Annotated in this window: 13 protein-coding genes; 4 read left to right on the forward strand and 9 right to left on the reverse strand. The window is 63.4% G+C overall.

Annotation, left to right across the window (positions count from 1 at the left end):
* Positions 1-62: 62 nt before the first annotated feature.
* Positions 63-1457 (forward strand): cytochrome P450, encoded by a 1395-nt coding sequence (locus tag AC1Q80_RS30165; protein ID WP_173418510.1) that lies wholly within the window; start codon positions 63-65, stop codon positions 1455-1457.
* Here AC1Q80_RS30165 and AC1Q80_RS30170 read toward each other — a convergent pair.
* Positions 1411-2031 carry a hypothetical protein gene (locus AC1Q80_RS30170; RefSeq protein WP_492362866.1) on the reverse strand — a complete coding sequence of 207 codons (621 nt, stop codon included), beginning with the start codon at positions 2029-2031 and terminating at the stop codon, positions 1411-1413. The genes AC1Q80_RS30165 and AC1Q80_RS30170 overlap by 47 nt on opposite strands.
* A gap of 139 nt (positions 2032-2170) precedes the next feature.
* On the opposite strand from AC1Q80_RS30170, the gene AC1Q80_RS30175 reads away from it, so the two are divergent.
* Complete coding sequence (locus AC1Q80_RS30175; protein WP_492362874.1) at positions 2171-4174, forward strand: hydantoinase/oxoprolinase N-terminal domain-containing protein; 2004 nt, start codon at positions 2171-2173, stop codon at positions 4172-4174.
* 115 nt (positions 4175-4289) lie between these two features.
* Positions 4290-6461: a malate synthase G gene (locus tag AC1Q80_RS30180; RefSeq protein WP_492362867.1), complete on the forward strand. Its 2172-nt coding sequence runs from the start codon at positions 4290-4292 to the stop codon at positions 6459-6461.
* A gap of 32 nt (positions 6462-6493) precedes the next feature.
* On the opposite strand, the gene AC1Q80_RS30185 is transcribed toward AC1Q80_RS30180, so the two are convergent.
* A complete protein-coding gene (locus AC1Q80_RS30185; RefSeq protein ID WP_492362868.1) occupies positions 6494-8431 on the reverse strand; it encodes a methyl-accepting chemotaxis protein in 1938 nt (645 codons plus the stop codon).
* A gap of 268 nt (positions 8432-8699) precedes the next feature.
* On the reverse strand, positions 8700-9389 hold the full coding sequence (locus tag AC1Q80_RS30190; RefSeq protein ID WP_173418515.1) for a L,D-transpeptidase: 690 nt from the start codon (positions 9387-9389) through the stop codon (positions 8700-8702).
* 182 nt (positions 9390-9571) lie between these two features.
* Here AC1Q80_RS30190 and AC1Q80_RS30195 point away from each other — a divergent pair, with 182 nt between their 5' ends.
* Positions 9572-10111 (forward strand): MmcB family DNA repair protein, encoded by a 540-nt coding sequence (locus AC1Q80_RS30195; RefSeq protein ID WP_173418516.1) that lies wholly within the window; start codon positions 9572-9574, stop codon positions 10109-10111.
* Here the strand turns inward: AC1Q80_RS30195 and AC1Q80_RS30200 are convergent, their stop codons facing one another.
* From AC1Q80_RS30200 to AC1Q80_RS30225, 6 genes are all read right to left on the reverse strand, one after another.
* Complete coding sequence (locus tag AC1Q80_RS30200) at positions 10112-10696, reverse strand: ActR/PrrA/RegA family redox response regulator transcription factor (protein ID WP_025425369.1); 585 nt, start codon at positions 10694-10696, stop codon at positions 10112-10114.
* 83 nt (positions 10697-10779) lie between these two features.
* Positions 10780-12084 (reverse strand): ActS/PrrB/RegB family redox-sensitive histidine kinase, encoded by a 1305-nt coding sequence (locus AC1Q80_RS30205; RefSeq protein WP_173418517.1) that lies wholly within the window; start codon positions 12082-12084, stop codon positions 10780-10782.
* 39 nt (positions 12085-12123) lie between these two features.
* Positions 12124-14583: an ATP-dependent helicase HrpB gene (gene hrpB, locus AC1Q80_RS30210; protein WP_492362869.1), complete on the reverse strand. Its 2460-nt coding sequence runs from the start codon at positions 14581-14583 to the stop codon at positions 12124-12126.
* The gene (locus tag AC1Q80_RS30215) at positions 14580-15245 is read right to left on the reverse strand and encodes an ATP-binding cassette domain-containing protein (protein WP_492362870.1); all 666 of its coding nucleotides are present in this window, start codon (positions 15243-15245) and stop codon (positions 14580-14582) included. Before AC1Q80_RS30215 ends, hrpB begins: the two co-directional genes overlap by 4 nt.
* Positions 15246-16922 (reverse strand): ABC transporter permease, encoded by a 1677-nt coding sequence (locus AC1Q80_RS30220; RefSeq protein ID WP_492362871.1) that lies wholly within the window; start codon positions 16920-16922, stop codon positions 15246-15248.
* A gap of 33 nt (positions 16923-16955) precedes the next feature.
* A complete protein-coding gene (locus AC1Q80_RS30225) occupies positions 16956-18182 on the reverse strand; it encodes an ABC transporter substrate-binding protein (protein ID WP_492362872.1) in 1227 nt (408 codons plus the stop codon).
* Positions 18183-18517 lie beyond the last annotated feature (335 nt).

Here is an 18517-nt window from a genome sequence, read left to right on the forward strand (position 1 = left end):
CACTTTCCTTGATTGCGCCGTAAAAACCTGAAATCCTGGCGCAATCGAGAAAGGCAATCACCATGGACATGCGTCCGGAGCCATTCGAACCACCGGCTCCCACTCCGCGGGTCGGCGTGCCGTCCTACCTCAAGATCATCAAGACCGTTCTGCGCAATCCGCTCGAACTCTGGGGCGAGCCGTCCTACACGCTGCCGTGGATCGAGACGAAATTCATCACGCAGCGCACTCTGATCGTCAACGATCCCGGCCTCATCCGTTACATCCTCGTCGAAAACGTCAGCAATTATGAGATGTCCAAGGTCAGGCGGCTGATCCTGCGGCCTATCCTGCGCGACGGCCTGTTGACCGCCGAAGGTGAGGTCTGGAAGCGATCGCGCAAGGCCATCGCCCCGGTGTTCACGCCCCGCCACGCCAAGGGATTTGCCGGCCAGATGCTGCGCCGGTCGGAAGAGTTCGTGGAACGCTACGCGCACGCCAAGGTGCAGCCGTTCACCACCAATGTCGCCAGCGACATGACCGAACTGACCTTCGATATCCTGGCGGAAACGCTGTTCTCCGGCGAGGTCGCGGTTGAAAGGGAGGGCTTCGTCCAGAGTGTCGAAGAGCTTCTTCACCGCATGGGCCGCGTCGACCCCATGGATATTTTGTTGGCGCCGGAATGGCTGCCGCGGCTGACCCGTATCGGCGGCAAGAAGGTGATGAACCGCTTCCGCACGATCGTGTCGGAAACGATGGCGCTCCGGCGACAGCGCATGGCGACGGATCCCGCCGGCACGCCCAATGATTTCCTCACGCTCCTACTCCAGACCGAGGGCGCAAACGGTCTTTCGACTGAGGAGATCGAGGACAATATCCTCACTTTCATCGGTGCCGGGCATGAAACCACAGCCCGGGCGCTCGCCTGGACTCTCTATTGCGTCGCCAACACGCCGGCTTTCCGTGAGGCGATGGAGTCGGAGATTGACGGCGTCGTGAAGAGCGGTGCCGAGCCGGTCGAATGGCTGACGCTGATGCCGCACGTGCTGGCGGCCTTCGAGGAGGCGATGCGGCTTTATCCGCCGGCGCCGTCGATCAATCGCGCCGCCATCGAGGAGGACGAGTGGACGTCCCCGACCGGCGAGCGCGTGAGGATACCCAAGGGTATCGCCGTTCTGGTGATGCCGTGGACACTGCATCGCCACGTGCTCTATTGGGATAAGCCGCGCGCCTTCATGCCCGAGCGCTTCCTGCCGGAAAACCGCGAGAAGCTGCATCGCTTCCAGTATTTGCCGTTCGGTGCCGGTCCGCGCATCTGCATCGGCGCGACCTTCGCGCTACAGGAGGCCGTCATCGCGCTCGCCGTGCTGATGCACCGGTTCCGCTTCGACGTCACCGACGAGACGAAACCCTGGCCGGTGCAGCGGCTGACTACTCAACCGCGGGGCGGCTTGCCGATGCGGGTTTCGGCTCGCTGAATGTCTTGCCCGGAATGGCCGATTGCACGCCACGCACCGGCGAATCTGCCGGCATCGGCTGTGGCAACTGCTTCGATGGTTTCTTGATCGTCTTGATTGCGGCGCAGGTCGCGTCCCCGACATTGTCGCAGGGCTTGTAGACGACGATCTCGCTGCCGGCGCCGTCGTCCCATACCGCCTGGATCGTCAGCGTCTTGGCTTCGTTGGCGGGAAGCGAGATGTAGACATATTCGGCGGTTTCGTCTGCGGGCAGGTTGAAGGGGATCTGCGGATTGCATTTGGCGAGCGGGAAGCGCCTGTCGAGCGCGTCCGAATTGATCGAGTAGCGGATTTCCGATAGCCGGCAATGCATCGTCTGCAATGCGGTAAAATAGATCAGCTGCCGGCCATCGTAGTTGCGAAACTGGATCCACCCGGTCTGCTTGTTGGCGTCCAGCATCGCCTTGTAGATCGAGACATCGGGCAATTGAGGTTTGTATTCCTCTTCCTCGGCGTCCTGTGCGCCACCCGGTTGGGCAAACAGCAGCCCGGCAGCAAGAATGCTGGCGACTGCCGACCTCCTGGAAAATCTCATGCCGCTCTCCCGTTCGTGTCGCACCGATGACCGCGAATGTCCTCGACACGATGGCCTTCTCTTCCAATATGTCATATCACCGGATCGATCCCCAATGAACCCGGGGCTGCCCCCGGCCGAAACACTGGACTGGCTCGAATTGACGTCCCATTTTCTTCTTGGCATCGATACCGGCGGAACCTACACCGACGCGGTCCTCTTCAGCGAAACGGCGGGTGTAGTCGCCAAGGCAAAGGCGCTGACCACGCGCCACGATCTGGCCGTCGGGATTTCCGGCGCCGTCGAACAGGTGTTGCAGAAGGCGGATGTTCCGGCTTCGGCCATCAGCCTCGTGTCGCTGTCGACCACGCTTGCCACCAATGCGCTGGTCGAGGGCCAGGGCGGCCGCGCCGGGCTGGTGATGATCGGCTTCGGCCCTGAAGATCTCAAACGCGACGGACTGCAGGATGCGCTCGGCTCCGATCCTGTGATCTTTCTGCCTGGGGGCCACAATGTTCACGGCGGCGAGACGCCGCTCGACATGACCGCGCTGGACGAAGCCCTGCCGGTCCTGGCCGATCAGGTGTCCTCCTTTGCGATTGCCGGCTATTTCGCCGTGCGCAATCCTGCCCATGAACAGCGCGTGCGCGATCACATCCGCGAAGTCTCGCATCTGCCGGTCACCTGCAGCCACGAGCTTTCGTCCAAGCTCGGCGGCCCGCGCCGGGCGCTGACGACGCTTCTGAATGCCCGTCTCGTCTCGATGATCGATCGGCTGATCGGCTCCTGCGAGGGCTTTTTGAAGTCTCGCGGCATCGATGTGCCCATGATGGTAGTGCGCGGCGATGGTGCCCTGATCTCGGCCGAGGAGGCAAGGCTCCGGCCGATCGAGACGATCCTGTCGGGCCCCGCTGCAAGCCTCGTCGGCGCGCGGCACCTGACCGGCCTCGACAATGCCGTCGTCTCGGATATCGGCGGCACCACGACGGATGTCGCTGTGCTCGACCGCGGTCGTCCTCGGCTCGATGCCGACGGTGCCGTCGTCGGTGGCTTCCGCACCATGGTGGAAGCAGTGGCGATGCGCACCTATGGCCTCGGTGGCGATTCGGAAGTTCGCATCAACGATCGCGGGCTGAAGGCGAAGATCGATCTCGGCCCCCGGCGGCTGATGCCGCTCAGCCTTGCCGCCGCGCTGCATGGCGATGCGGTGCTTTCGGTGCTCGAAAAGCAGTTACGGGCCCAGCATGCCGGCCGCAACAACGGCCGTCTGGCCGTCCGCACCGGCCTGCCCGATCATTTGGCAAGTGGCCTGCAGCCGCAGGAGCAGGCGCTCTACGAGCGCATCGGCGCTTCGCCGATCTCGCTTGAGAACCTTTTGACGTCGACGCCGCAGCGCGCCACATTGGACCGGCTGGTGGCGCGGGGCCTGGTGCATATCTGCGGGCTGACGCCTTCCGACGCCATGCATGTGCTCGGCCGCCAGTCGCAATGGAGCGCTGAGGCTGCCCGTCTCGGCATAGAGCTTGCAGCACGCACCCGCGATGGCTCCGGCCAGCCGATCGCTGCGTCTGCCGAGGCGATGGCCGAGATGATCGTCGATCGCGTCACGCGGCAGTCTTCCGAAGTCATCCTGCAGGCCTGTCTTGGCGAGGATGGGGCAGGGGCCATCGATCCGGCGGTGTCGCAGGCCGTCGACCGTGCGCTCACGCGCGCGCCGGGCATCGTGCGGTTTTCGCTTGGCCTCGATCGACCGCTCGTCGGACTGGGCGCCTCGGCCCCCGTCTATTATCCCGCCATTGCCGATATGCTTGGCACGGACGCCGCGATCCCCAATGAAGCCGACGTCGCCAATGCCGTCGGTGCCGTCGTCGGCCAGGTCAGGGCATCGGTTACGGTGTTCGTCACCGCGCCGGAAGAGGGCATCTTCATCGTCAACGGGGCAGGGGTGAGCGAACGTTTCCTCGATCAGGACAGGGCTTTTTCCGCCGCCCGCCGCCGCGCCGAGACGATGGCGCTGGAGGCAGCCCGCACCAACGGTGCCGACGAGCCGGTCTCGATGCTGCGCGAGGAAATCGATGCCCCCGAAGTCGAAGGAAGCCGCAAGCTGATCGAGGCCCGCTTCATCGCCCAGGCGAGTGGGCGGCCACGCATCGCCCATGGGTGATCTTTTCCATTTTGGAAACAATTCTTCGCATCCTTGCTGAATTGACAGGGAATGAATTGATGAGAAACTGCCGGCCTTTCACGCGCGCGAGTGGCCTGTTTCAAGGAGTAAGATAATGGACCGCATTGAGAAGTTTGGTTTGAAGATCGATGCAGGTCTGCATGACTTTCTGGTGAAAGAGGCGATGCCCGGAACCGGCGTCGATGCCGAGCGGTTCTTTGCCGAATTGTCTAAGATCGTCCACGACCTCGCGCCGAAAAACCGCGCCTTGCTTGCCAAGCGCGACGACCTGCAGGCGAAGATCGACGCCTGGTATCGCGACAATGGCGCTCCGAACGATCTCGAGGCCTACCAGGGCTTTCTGAAGGACATCGGCTACCTGCTGCCGGAAGGCCCCGAGTTTGCCGTTTCGACCGACAATGTCGATCCGGAGATCGCGACGATCGCCGGCCCGCAGCTGGTCGTCCCCGTCATGAACGCCCGCTACGCGCTCAACGCTGCCAATGCGCGCTGGGGCTCGCTCTATGACGCGCTCTACGGCACCGACGCCATTTCCGACGAGGACGGTGCGGAAAAGGGACGCGGCTACAATCCCAAGCGCGGCGCCAAGGTTATCGCCTGGGCGCGCGACTTCCTCGACGCGAGCGCGCCGCTGGATAGCGGCAGCTGGAAGGATGTTTCATCGCTGACGGTCGCTTCGGGCAGCCTCTCGGTCATGCTTGCGGGCGGTGCCAAGACCGCACTTCGCAATTCCACGCAGTTTGCCGGCTATGACGGTTCGGCTGACGCACCGTCGCAGATCGTTCTCCGGCACAACAATCTGCATGCCGTCGTCGCTCTCGATGCGACGACGCCGATTGGCAAGGACGATCCGGCCCATATTTCCGACGTCATTCTCGAATCGGCGATCACCACCATCATGGACTGCGAAGATTCGGTCGCCGCCGTCGATGCCGAGGACAAGGTCGTCGTCTATCGCAACTGGCTCGGCCTGATGAAGGGCGATCTGGAGGAAGAGGTCGTCAAGGGCGGCCGCAGCTTCACGCGCCGCCTCAATGCCGACCGCACCTACACGGCGGCCGCCGGTGGCACGCTGTCGCTTCCGGGCCGCTCGCTGATGCTGGTTCGCAATGTCGGGCACCTGATGACGAATCCGGCTATCCTTGATCGCGACGGCAACGAAGTGCCGGAAGGCATCATGGATGCGATGGCAACCGCGCTGATCGCTCTGCACGACATCGGCCAGGGTGGCCGCCGCATGAACTCGCGTGAAGGTTCGATGTATGTCGTCAAGCCGAAGATGCACGGGCCTGAGGAAGTCGCCTTTGCCTGCGAGATCTTTTCTCGTGTCGAGACGGCGCTCGGCATGCCGGCCAACACCATGAAGATGGGCATCATGGACGAGGAGCGCCGCACGACGGTCAACCTCAAGGAATGCATTCGTGCGGCCCGCGAACGCGTGGTCTTCATCAACACCGGCTTCCTCGACCGCACCGGCGACGAGATCCATACCTCGATGGAAGCAGGCCCGATGATCCGCAAGGGCGACATGAAGCAGGCTGCATGGATCGCGGCCTACGAAAACTGGAACGTCGACATTGGCCTCGAATGCGGCCTTTCCGGTCACGCGCAGATCGGCAAGGGTATGTGGGCCATGCCCGATCTGATGGCGGCGATGCTCGAGCAGAAGATCGCCCACCCGAAGGCTGGCGCCAACACCGCCTGGGTTCCGTCGCCGACGGCTGCCACCCTGCATGCGACCCACTACCACCGGGTCAATGTTGCCGACGTTCAGGCTGGCCTGAAGAGCCGGGCACGCGCCAAGCTCAGCGATATCCTGTCGGTGCCGGTCGCAACCCGTCCGAACTGGACGCCGGAGGAAATCCAGCGCGAACTCGACAACAATGCGCAGGGTATTCTCGGTTACGTCGTTCGCTGGGTCGATCAGGGCGTCGGCTGCTCCAAGGTGCCCGATATCAACAATATCGGCCTGATGGAGGATCGCGCCACGCTGCGCATTTCCGCCCAGCACATGGCCAACTGGCTGCATCATGGCGTCGTCACGCAAGACCAGGTGGTTGAGACGATGAAGCGCATGGCCGCTGTCGTCGATGGCCAGAACGCCGATGATCCGCAGTATGTCGCCATGGCCGGCAATTTTGACGGTTCGATCGCCTTCCAGGCGGCACTTGAGCTTGTCCTCAAGGGCCGCGAGCAGCCGAACGGTTACACCGAACCGGTCCTGCACCGCCGTCGCCGCGAGCTGAAAGCCAAACTGGCGGCCTGATCGGGCCGCCAGCTGAACTCATCGAGGCTGGGTCAGAACTCGGCCCAGCCTTCGGTGGCCAACGCCGTGTTTCCTTGCACCAGTGGCACAGCAGCTCGTCTTACGGCCGGGCGGGCATTGCTGTCAGCGTATTGATGGGCGCTAACGGTGCGCGGCGCGGCTCTGCGCGCTCCCGATTGGGGCGAGGTGCTGGTTTCGCCGGACAGTTGGAACCTGTCGATCAGGGCTCGAAGATTGCTGCCCTCCTGCGCAAGCGTCGCCGAAGCGGCATTTGCCTCCTCGACCATGGCGGCGTTGCGCTGCGTCACCTGGTCCATTTGGTTGACAGCCGTGTTGACCTCGGCCAACCCGACGGATTGCTCCCGCGCTGATGTGGCGATGGCGGCCATATGCTCGTTGATGGTGATGACGTGCGCCTCGATGGTCTTCAGGGCCTGGCCGGTATCGCGCACCAACCGCACGCCGCTTTCCACCTCCGAGCTGGAGCTGCGAATCAGTTCCTTGATTTCCTTGGCGGCTTTTGCCGAGCGCTGCGCCAGCTCGCGCACTTCCTGCGCCACGACCGCAAAGCCCTTGCCGGCTTCACCCGCCCGTGCTGCCTCGACCCCGGCATTCAGCGCCAGCAGGTTGGTCTGGAAGGCGATTTCGTCGATTACACCGATGATGCTGGAAATCTGGCTGGATGATTCTTCGATCCGCCGCATCGCCTCGACGGCATTTGCAACGACGACGGCAGACTGCGTCGCGCTGGTCTTTGCTTCGCCGGCGACATCACGGGCTTCCTCCGTCCGCCGCGAAGAATTGCTGACATTGGCGGTGATCTGGTCGAGTGCCGCGGCCGTTTCCTCCAGGGATGCTGCCTGCTGCTCCGTGCGCTTCGACAGGTCATCGGCGCTCTGGCTGATTTCGCGGGTTCCCAGGCCGATGTTGCCGGCGCTGTCGGCGACTGCAAGCATGGCATCGTTGAGCTGCCCGGCAGCCTTGTTGAGGTCGTGACGCAATTGCTCGAATTCGGCGGAGAACGGCTCGTCCAACCGGACGGCAAGATCGCCGTCGGCCAGCCGTTGCAAGCCTGTCGCAAGACCTGATGTCGCCTGGACCAGCCTCTGCTGCGCGGCCCGTTCGGCCTCCGCCTGCATTCTCGTGCGTTCGGCTTCGCCGTTGCGGCGGCTCTCTTCGGCTTCCGCCTGCAGGCGAAGGTTGGATCGGGCGGCTTCCCGGAACGACTGGATGGCGCGGGCCATCTCGGCGATCTCGTCCTTGCCGGTCACCGCAGTGCCGTCATCGTCGAGATGGCCGTCGATGAGTTTGCGCATCGCGCCGATCTGTCGGCCGAGTGGGCCGATCACACCACGTGAAACAACAAGATACGTTCCGGCGGCCAGTACGAGGACGAGAAGGATGATGCCGATGCTGAGCACCCGCACCGTCTCAAACTCACGGTGCTGTGCCTGAAAGACCTCATCCGACAAGTGAACTTGCAGGTCGGAAATCTCCGAAATGGTCTCGGTCAACGGATCGATGGTTTCGTAGAGCGTCGTCCGAACGAAGCCGTCGAGCGCAGCCGAATCACCCTCCGTCAGGATCCGGGTCAGCGTCGCGATCGAATCCATCGCGATCACCATCTGCTGCTTGGCGTTTGCGACAAGCTTTTGTTCCTCCGGGGTCATCGAGGTCGCGACATAGGCGTCCCAATTGGCCGTTATCACCTGACGCGCGTTATTGACCGATGCGAGGCCGGTCTCCATCGTCTCGTTGCCGTTGCGCACCTTGTGCGCCGCATCGACGATGGACACGGCAAAAGCGTCCGATGTCGCCTTCAGATTCTTTAGCGGCACGATGCGGTCGGCATAGACCGCATCCATCGTTTCGCTGTTTTCGGAGAGCGCATGCTGGCTGTAGACGGCAATGCCGATCGCGATGAGTGACAACAGTGCGATCGCACTGAGGAGCTTGGTCTTGATCAGCATGTCCGGTCCTTTTGGTTAGGCATCTATCGGCCACACTTTTTATTTAATTAGATAATCCTTGCTTAATAACGTGCTGAAATTCCGGCCTTATTGCGCGTTTTTTGAACAAATCGTCGAGTCCGATTCAGATGGCGGCCACCCTGATTTGAAGTGCCTGAAGCAGAGCAACTCTGCGTATCAGGGCCGACGGAAAATCGTCGGGACGTGCGGCCAACAAAAAAAGCCGCCAGGGATCCCGGCGGCTCTGATACAGGATTTCGGTCGTCTTTTACTGCTGGACGACCACGCGTGCGTTCTTGCCCGGACGGACCCGCGAATAGAGATCGATGATGTCCTGGTTCATCAGGCGGATGCAGCCGGACGAAGCGGCCGTGCCGATCGACGACCACTCCGGCGTGCCATGCAGGCGGAACAGGGTGTCCTTGCCCTGGTCGTTGAAGAGATAGAGTGCGCGCGCGCCGAGCGGGTTCTTCAGGCCCGGGCCCATGCCTGCCTCGACATATTTGGCCACTTCCGGCTTGCGCTCCGCCATTTCCTTCGGCGGGTGCCACATCGGCCATTCCTGCTTCCAGGCGATATAGGCTTCGCCTTCCCAAGCAAAGCCCGCCTTGCCGACGCCGATACCGTAGCGAACAGCCTTGCCGCCGGGCAGCACGTAGTAGAGGAAACGGTTTGGGGTGTTCACGACGATCGTGCCGGGGCGCTCGCTCGTCGAATAGTCGACGATCTGGCGATGGAAACGATTTTCGACCCTGTTGATCGGAACGGCCGGAAGCGCATAGCCGTGATCCTCAACTGCGCCATAATCACCCGAAAAGATCTGGTTAGAAGCGACCTGTTCCGCAACGGGAGCAGGCTCGCCGCCAGCCGTCTCGGACTTGGTCGAAGTTGTCGAGCAGCCGGCCACGGCGAGTGTCGCCGCCAGGCTGCACAGGAGGAAGGCATTGCGGAAGCGCATAGGAGTCTCTTAAATAAGAAGCGAAGAAAAACTGGGTCGGCCCGACCGTCAGTGACTCCGGTTATTTTCGATTAGTTGCCGCTATGCAAGGGATTGCGCGGCAACAAGGCGGCGGGAAAGTGTAAATTCCGTGACGCTGGCTTTTTTGCAACAAAAGCGGTGACGCATGCGAGTCTAGGCGTATGACAATTCTCTCTATCCATGGCGACAACCCTCTCGTCGACGGCCGGCAATCGAATCGCGCGCTCATGGTGCGCCGCGGGGTCCAGCGACTTTTCGCCGAACTTCGGCACTCGGTGCTGCCCGAACTCACGCTCGCCAGCGGCCGCCGCGCCGATCTCATTTCTTTGTCGGTAAAGGGCGAAATCTGGATCGTCGAGATCAAGACTTCGATCGAGGATTTCCGTGTCGATCGCAAATGGCCCGACTATCGGCAGCACTGCGACCGGCTGTTCTTCGCCACCCATGGCGAAGTCCCGCTCGATATCTTTCCTGAGGACTGCGGTTTGCTGCTGTCGGATGGCTACGATGGACACATCATCCGCGAAGCACCGGAACATCGGCTGGCGCCGGCCACCCGCAAATCGGTGCTGCAGCTCTTTGCCCGCACCGCCGCGCAGCGGTTGATGCTGGCGGAGTGGGCTGCCGAGCGCAATGGCGAACTCGGCAACTCCATTCGCGATATCGTTTCCGGCTCCCGTGACGGGTCCGCCGAAGGCTGATTATTTTGGCGCGCGCTTGGCCAGGATGCGCTGAAGGGTCCGGCGATGCATGTTGAGCCGACGCGCCGTCTCCGACACATTGCGCTCGCACATCTCGTAGACACGCTGAATATGTTCCCACCGTACCCGGTCGGCCGACATCGGGTTTTCTGGTGGCTCCACCCGTTCGCCCTGGCGCTGCACCAGTGCCGCGAAAATGTCGTCGGCGTCGGCCGGCTTGGCAAGGTAATCGACCGCTCCGAGCTTCACGGCATTCACGGCCGTTGCGATGTTGCCGTAGCCGGTCAGCATGATCATGCGGGTGTCGTCGCGGCGGCTGCGGATCGCCTCGATCACGTCGAGACCGCTGCCGTCGCCCAGCCTCAGATCGATGACGGCGTATTTCGGCGGGTTGCCCTTTGCCTTGGCGATGCCTTCTGCAACGGACTCGGCGATATCGACGGTGAAGCCGCGCGCTTCCATGGCGCGGGCGAGGCGTCGAAGGAACGGGGCGTCATCGTCGACGAGCAGCAACGTTCTGTCCGGTCCGATCAGTTCGGCGTCCTGGGCATGCGTGCTGGGCGATGCTGTCGATTTTTCGGTCATTCTCGCAATCCTTGGGCGAAAATCGGGACATTTTCGCCGAGATTATAGGTTTCCTGTCACGCGGTTCAATAAACTGCCAAACGTCATTTCGCCAGTTTCGTATCCATCAGTGCACGCGGCCATTCGACGCTGACCTTGGCGCCGGGTCGATCCGCGCCACCGTTCTCGAAGCGCAGCCGCGCGCCGGAGCGCTCGAGCAGCGTCTTGGCGATGAACAGGCCGAGCCCCAGGCCGCCGGCGCTGTCGTCCTTTTGCCGCCGCGTGACATAAGGCTCGCCGATGCGCATCAGGATATCGGGGGCAAAACCGTCGCCATCATCGGCAATCGTCACCTTGACGTATTCAGCCGTGTGCTCGACGGTCACCGTCACCTGCTTCTTGGCATAGTCGACCGCATTTTCGAGCAGATTGCCGAGCCCGTACAGAATGCCGGCGTTGCGGTTGCCGACCGGCTCGGATGCCTTGTCGCCCTTTTCGACCAGATTGATGTGAATGCCGAACTCGCGGTGCGGCGCCATCACTTCTTCCACCAGCGAGGAGAGCGGCAAGAGCCGCATATGTTCTTCGCTCTCGGAGGACAGCGTCGTCAGTCGCTTGAGAATGTCGCGGCATCGCTCGCTCTGGCTGCGCAATAGGTGCACGTCCTCGCCGAAGCGGGGATCATCGCCGAGTTCGCGTTCCATTTCCTTGGCGACGACGCTGATCGTGGCAAGCGGCGTGCCGAGTTCATGGGCGGCGGCCGCCGCCAGGCCATCGAGCTGCGAAAGGTGCTTTTCACGCTGCAGTACCAGTTCGGTCGCCGTCAGCGCCTCCGACAGTTCGCTCGCTTCCAGCGAGACGCGATAGGTATAGAAGGCGGCAAAGGCCGTCATCGACACGATCGCAAACCAGATGCCGGCCGTCAGCACCCGGGGCATCAACAGGAGCGTTCCCGGATACCAGGGCAGCGGGAAGGGCGAGAAGGCGAGGGCCGTCACACCGATCACTGCGAGCCCGGCAAGCACGATGCTGTGCGGTTTCGGCTGCGAGGCGGAGGAAATGATGACGGGCACGCACAGCAGCGGCGCAAACGGATTGGCAAGCCCGCCGGTGATGAACAGCAGGCCCGTCAACTGCGCCAGGTCGAGCCCGAGGAGCGCGAAGGCGGCCGGCGGCCGCAACCGATGCGTCGGCGGAAAGCGCAGCGTGAGATAGGTGTTTACCAGCGCCAGGGTGGCAATCAGCACCAGGCACAAAAGGAGGGGCAACGGAAACTGCAGCCACAACGTGGTGATGATGACAGCGATCGACTGCCCGCCGACCGCAAGCCAGCGAAGGCGGATGAGCGTCTGCAACCGCAGGCTTCTGTTGGAGGTCGGATCGTTGTGTTCCATCGCCACTGCCGTCATGCCTGCTCTTGTTCCTAAAGGTCCCATGGGGGTGTTGCCTCATGTACCACGCGGTTTTGCCCGTGTCGTCGGCGCGGCTTCCGCCGGGTTTTCCGGCCACGGGTGCTTGGGATAGCGCCCGCGCATATCGGCGCGGACATCGCGCCACGACCCCGCCCAGAACCCCGGCAGGTCGCGTGTGGTCTGGATCGGCTGCCGGCCGGGTGAGATCAGTTCGAGCAAAAGCGGCAACCGGCCGTCGCCGATGGCAGGGTGCTTCTTCAGGCCGAACAGTTCCTGCACCCGGATGGAAAGAAGCGGCTCATCGCCATCATAATGGATCGGATGCCGCTGCCCCGTCGGCGCTTCGAAATGCGTCGGCGCCAGTTTTGCCAGCTCCCGCTGCCGGTCATGCGGGATCAGCGACAGCAGCCCTTCGGACAATGCGCCGGCCTTGATATCGGCGATGGCGGTGACGCCGTGCTGAAACGGAACGAACCAGTCCTCGAGGCGCGAAAGCAGGGCTTCCTCGGAAACGTCGGGCCAGGGTTCGCCGATCGAGCGATGCAGGAAGCCGATGCGATCGCGCAGCTGCACCGCCTCCTTGGAAAACGGCAGCACTGCCAGTCCAAGCTGGCGAACGCCGTCGGCAAGCGCCCGTGCCGCACTCTCACCGGTCGGCCTTGGCAGCGGCGCCTCCTCGAAGATGATCGCGCCCAATCTGGTGACGCGGCGCGCCCGCACCTGGCGGCTCGCCCGGTCGAAGACGCTTTGCGCTTCGCGCACGATCGCGTCTGGCATATGCGCTTCGACATCGGCGCGCGAAAGCTCGGCCGCCGCCAGCACCCGCTGGCCGCCGGCCCGACCGGTGAGATCGGCGATGACAAGCATGTTGGCCGCGGCGAGGCGCTCGGTCTCGGCAATCTCGGCGCCGCGGCCATTGGCCATCACGAACCGTCCGCGGCCACCGCGCTGCAGCGCGATACGGTCGGGGAAAGCGTGCATCAACAAGGCGCCGGGCTGGATCGGCTCGTTCGATCTCGGCCCGCTTTTAAGGTCCGCCGCCATGCGGCGGGCAAGGTTGCGCGCGGCCTCGGCCCGTTCGCCGCGTTCCTGGCGAAATCGGCGCAGCCGATCTTCCAGGTCGATGGCGTTGCCGCCAAGCCCCTGCTCGGTCAGCATGACCGCCAGCAGGCAGGCGGCCTCGCCCTGGCCTTCTTCGGCTGCCGAAACGGCCATCGCCGCAAGGCGCGGCGGCAGGGCCAGATCGCGGATCTTGCGGCCCCTTGGCGTCAGGGCACCGGAAGCGTCCAGCGCGCCAAGCTCGCTCAGCAGCTTTCGCGCCTCCGCAAGCGTCGTTTCCGGCGGCGGGTCTATGAAGGAAAGCGCCGCGGGATCGCTGACACCCCAATGCGCCATATCGAGCAGCAGTCCGGAGAGGTCGCTTGCGAGGATCTGCGGCGGCGTGAAAGCGGCGAGTGCCGCTGTCTGGCCGGCGTGCCAGAGGCGGATGGCGATCCCCGGTTCCGTTCGCCCGGCGCGGCCGGCACGCTGGTCGGCCGATGCGCGCGAGACGCGCACGGTCTCAAGCCGGGTGATGCCGGTCGACGCTTCGAAGACCGGCAGCCGCTGCAGCCCGCTGTCGATGACGATCCGCACGCCGTCGATGGTGATCGAGGTTTCGGCGATCGAGGTCGCAAGCACGATCTTGCGCGTGCCCTTCGGCGCCGGCCGGATCGCCGCGTCCTGCTCCTTCTGCGTCAGGTTTCCATAGAGTGGAACCACCGTGGTGTCGGCCGGGAACCGGTCGGCGAGCCGGGATGCTGTCCGGGTGATTTCGGCCTGTCCCGGCAGAAAGGCGAGGATCGAACCCTCTTCACTGCCGTGTGCCTCGACGATGGCGCGAACGACAGCGTCCTCGATGCGCTCGCCGCCGCGGTCCTGGTTGCGGATGTCGATCGGAAAGCTGCGGCCCTGGCTTTCGACGACGGTGGCGTCGCCGAGCAGTTTTGAAACGCGCGCGACATCGAGCGTTGCCGACATGACGATGATCCGGAGATCGTCGCGCAAGGCGGATTGAACGTCGAGCGCCAGCGCCAGGCCGAAATCGGCATCGAGCGAGCGCTCATGGAATTCGTCGAACAGCACCGCGGAGACACCGGTCAGCTCCGGATCGTCGAGGATCATGCGGGCAAAGACGCCTTCGGTCACCACCTCGATCCGGGTCTTGGCCGAGATCCGGTTGTCGAGGCGCATGCGGTAGCCGACGGTTTCGCCGACTTTCTCACCGAGCAACTCTGCCATGCGGCTGGCAGCCGCCCGGGCGGCAAGCCGGCGGGGTTCGAGCAGGATGATCTTGCCGCCCTTCGCCCAAGGCTGGTCGAGCAGGAACAGCGGCACGAGCGTCGTCTTGCCGGCGCCGGGCGGAGCCGAAAGCACCACGGAACGCGCCGCATCGAGGGCTGTTGCGATCCCGGGCAGGACGTCGCGAACGGGCAGGGCAGGCAGGGTAAGCGTCACGATTGCGTCTCCGCTCCGATATGGATGAGCGCACCACCGGCGGCATCCGCGTCCGCTCGGTCATGTGTCACAAGGATGGTCGGCAGGCCGACCGAGCGCGCCTTGGCAAACACCAGTTCGCGCGTCTGCTGGCGCAGGGCCATGTCGAGCTTTGAAAAGGGCTCGTCGAGCAGCAGCAGGCGTGGATTGGAGAGAAGTACACGCTGGAGGGCGACGCGTGCCTTTTGCCCGCCCGACAGCGTCTCGGGATCTCGGTCGAAGAACCCGCCAAGACCAACTTCATCGAGCGCCTCTTCGGCCAGTCGGCGCCTGACGTCCCGACCCCTGATCGCCTCGGGGATGGCAAAGGCGATGTTGCCGCCGACCGAAAGATGCGGGAACAAGAGCGGATCCTGGAAGAGAATGCCGGTGTGTCGCTGTTGCGGCGGCAGGCCGATCAGATCGTCTTCTCCGAGAAGAACTGCGCCGCTGGCGACGAAGGCAGGGTCGAGAAAGCCGCCGATATAGGCAAGCAGCGCCGACTTGCCGGCGCCCGACGGTCCCATGATCGTCAGCACGTCGCCGGGCATCACCGTCGCCGAAACGGAAAGCAGCACTCTGCCCGCGAGCCGGATGGTCACATCGGACAAAGTCAGAGCCATCGTCTTGCCCGGTGTCTGCATTCAAATCCTCATTGCCCGTCGGTGGCGGAATAGCAATTGCGGCACCAGCGATGCAACGAGAAAACCGAGGAAGGGTAACAGCGCCTGCAGCAGCGCATAGACGCCGATGACGCGCCGATCGCCGCCTGATGAAAGCGCCACGGCCTCGGTGGTGATCGTCGTCACCCGTCCGGCGCCGATCAGCACGGTTGGCAGGTAGAGGCTGACAGAAACTGCAAAGCCGACGGCAAAGGCGGTGAGGCAGGCGCGAAGCAGCATCGGCAGCCGGATGGTGACGAGGATCGCCAGTGGTGACTTGCCCAGACCGGACGCAATTTGTTCGTAACGCCGGTCGAGCGCCCGCCAGGGCGGCCCAAGTGACAAGAGCACATAGGGCAGAACGAAGACGAGATGCAGGGCGGCAACCGTGGCGATCGACGGTGAAAGCCCCACCATCGCTGCCAATATCTGCAATCCGAACACGAAGGTTATCTCCGGAACCAGCAACGGCAGAAAGACGGGGAGCCAACCTTCGGGCGAGCGGTGCGCGCTCCGCGATAGCAGCGCGACGGCGATCGCAAGGGCGACGAGCGACGACAGGACAGCGATGGCGATGGTGGTTGCCAGGGGTGCGGCGAGCGTCTCGAGAGCGCGCTCCCATGTTTTGAACGTGAGGCTTGTCGGCAGCCGATCGGGAAAGGGCCAAAGCCCTGCGACCGACCACAGCGCCAGCAGCCCGAGACCGATGAAGATGAGTGTTGCGGACGCCGCCATCACTGACGCTGCGGACAGGCGAAGAAGCCTGTCGTCGCCAAGGCGTTTTCCCGAGGAACTTAGGCGCCGGTGACAAATGCGGCCAAGCCGTTCGACGCTGATCCAGATCGCGATCGCCAACAGGCCGAGTGCAAGCTGCAGAACGGCGCCGGCCGACGCGAGAAAGCGGGCGCCGATGTTGTCGTCGGCAAGCCAATGGGCGATGCGCACCGGCAAGGTCGGCGGCAATTGCGGCCCGAGGATCATCGAGACGTCGACCACCGAGGTCGAGTAGACCAGCACCGCGAAAACCGGCAACCGGACCTGCCGGTAGAGCAGCGGCCAGAGCGCGATGGCAAAACCCGACACCCTGTTAAAGCCGAGCGCCGTCATCAAGCGCCGCGCATTCGCGACCGGCAACTGCGGCAACGCGGCCAGCATCACCAGCAGCAGAAAAGGAATCTCCTTGGCGACGAGGCCTGAGATCATCGACAAGCCGAGCGGATCGTTGGGGATGAGCCAGTCCGGCGGGCGGGTGAAGCCGGTGAGTTCGGGAGAGATGATCCGAAGCAGAAAGCCGGACGGCGCGATCAGGAAGGCGATCGCAAACGCCGATGCGGCGTGCGGAACGGCGAGCAGCGGCGACAACAGGTGCTGGATGAAGGCAAAGGGCCGCGTGCCGGCAAAACCGGCGACGAAGGTCGCGACCACCACCAGGGCGACGAATGTGCTGGTCAATCCGGCCGCCAGACTGACGAGCGCCGAGCGCAGGATATGCGGTTGGGCGGCAAGCGCCTCGAAGTGCTGAAATGTCACCTGCGTCCCGCCGAGTGCCGGCAGGTAGCCGAAGGCCGGAAGCAGGGTGCCGGCGAGCCCGGCCAGCACCGGCAGGCACAACACCACGGTAAGACCGGTGCCGATGCGCGGATGCAAGGCGCTTCTCACAGGAGTGTCCGTCGGTAGCGCCGGCGCGCGCCGTCAATTGGCGGCGCCATACCGGCGGATCCATTCGGCTTCGATCCGGGTCATCCAGTCCGGATGTGGTTCGTCGAGCGCCGGACCCAGTTGATCGGGCCGCAATGTCGCGACGCCGAGATCGAGCGCGGCAAAGGCTGCCCGATCCGCATCCGGCAGTTTCGCCATCGCCAGCACAGTCGGGTCCCCCCAGAACTGTGTATTCTGCTTGCGCAACTGTGCTTCGGGCGAGATCAGGAAATCGGCAAGCAACAGCGCGCCCGCCTTTGCATTGGCATTATAGGGAATGGCAACGAAATGGGTGTTGCCGAGCGTTCCGCCGGGAAAGACGAAGGAGCGGACGGTGTCCTGCAACTCGCCATTGGCTATCGCCGCCGAAGCTTCCGCCGGATTGAAGGCGAAGATGATGTCGAGCTCCCCATCCGCCAGCTTCTGCTTCATGTCGGGATAGTTCTGCGGATAGGCCTTTCCCTTGCGCCATAGATTGGGTGTCAACTGGTCGAGATAGGCGAAAAGCGGCGCGACATCCTGTTGAAACGTAGCCTCGTCTACCGGCTTCAGCAGCTTGCTCCTATCCGCGACGAGCTCGATCAGCACCTGCTTCAGAAAAGAAGAACCGATGAAGTCCGGCGGCTGCGGATAGGAGAAGCGCCCGGGATGGGTCTGAGCCCAATCGAGCAGGTCTTTTGCCGATTTCGGCAGCTCAGCGGTCGGCGTGCGGGCCTTGTCATAGAAGAAGACCAGTTTGGCGCCGCCCCACGGGCTTTCGAGCCCTTCGGTCGGCACGGTGAAATCGGTGAGAACAGTCGGTTTGGCTTCGTGGTCGACATAGGCCCAGTTCGGAAGCCGGGTTGCCCAACCAGGGGTGAAAAGCAGGCCCTGCCGCTTCATGGCGGCAAAATTCTCGCCGTTGATCCAGATGAGATCGACGCTGCCGTCGGCATCCTTGCCCGCCGATTTCTCGGCAAGCACGCTGGCCACCGCTCTGGCGGTGTCGTCGAGCTTCACATGCACGACGTCGACACCATAGCGTGCCTTCATCTGTTCGCCCGTCCAGGCGATATAGGCATTGATGTTGGCAGCACCGCCCCACGCGTTGAAATAGACGGTCTCGCCCTTGGCTTCGGAAACGACCGACGCCCAATCATCGATGTCGAAAGCTGCCGCCGGGCCGGCAAGGCCAAGTGTCACGGCGACTGCCGTTGCCCATCGTCTTGTCCATCCGGCCATATCAGCGCTTCCCCGTTTGCTGTTTCGGCGCGAAGGTAAGCCAAGGGCCCGCGCCGTCAATGTGCGCCGTCGGCCGCGACCGTCACGTTTCGGTGAAACGCTCCGGGGTGAATGGGGGCATGATTTTCCCCAAAGAACCCTGGCGATCGGCGAGATGATCACCCTTTTGCGCAGGCGTCAGGGAGAAATCAGGAGGGGCGCAGGCATTTTCCCGACTGAAGGCGCCGTTTTTTGACCATCTGGACAATGATTCTGGGCATGCCCACCGCCATTTGCGGGATCGTGCCCGCCCTGTTGATAACTCCCTTGTGAATTTCCTTTGTATTTTCAGTTAG

This window comes from Ensifer sp. GW823-FHT05D09 (genome assembly GCF_058795755.1).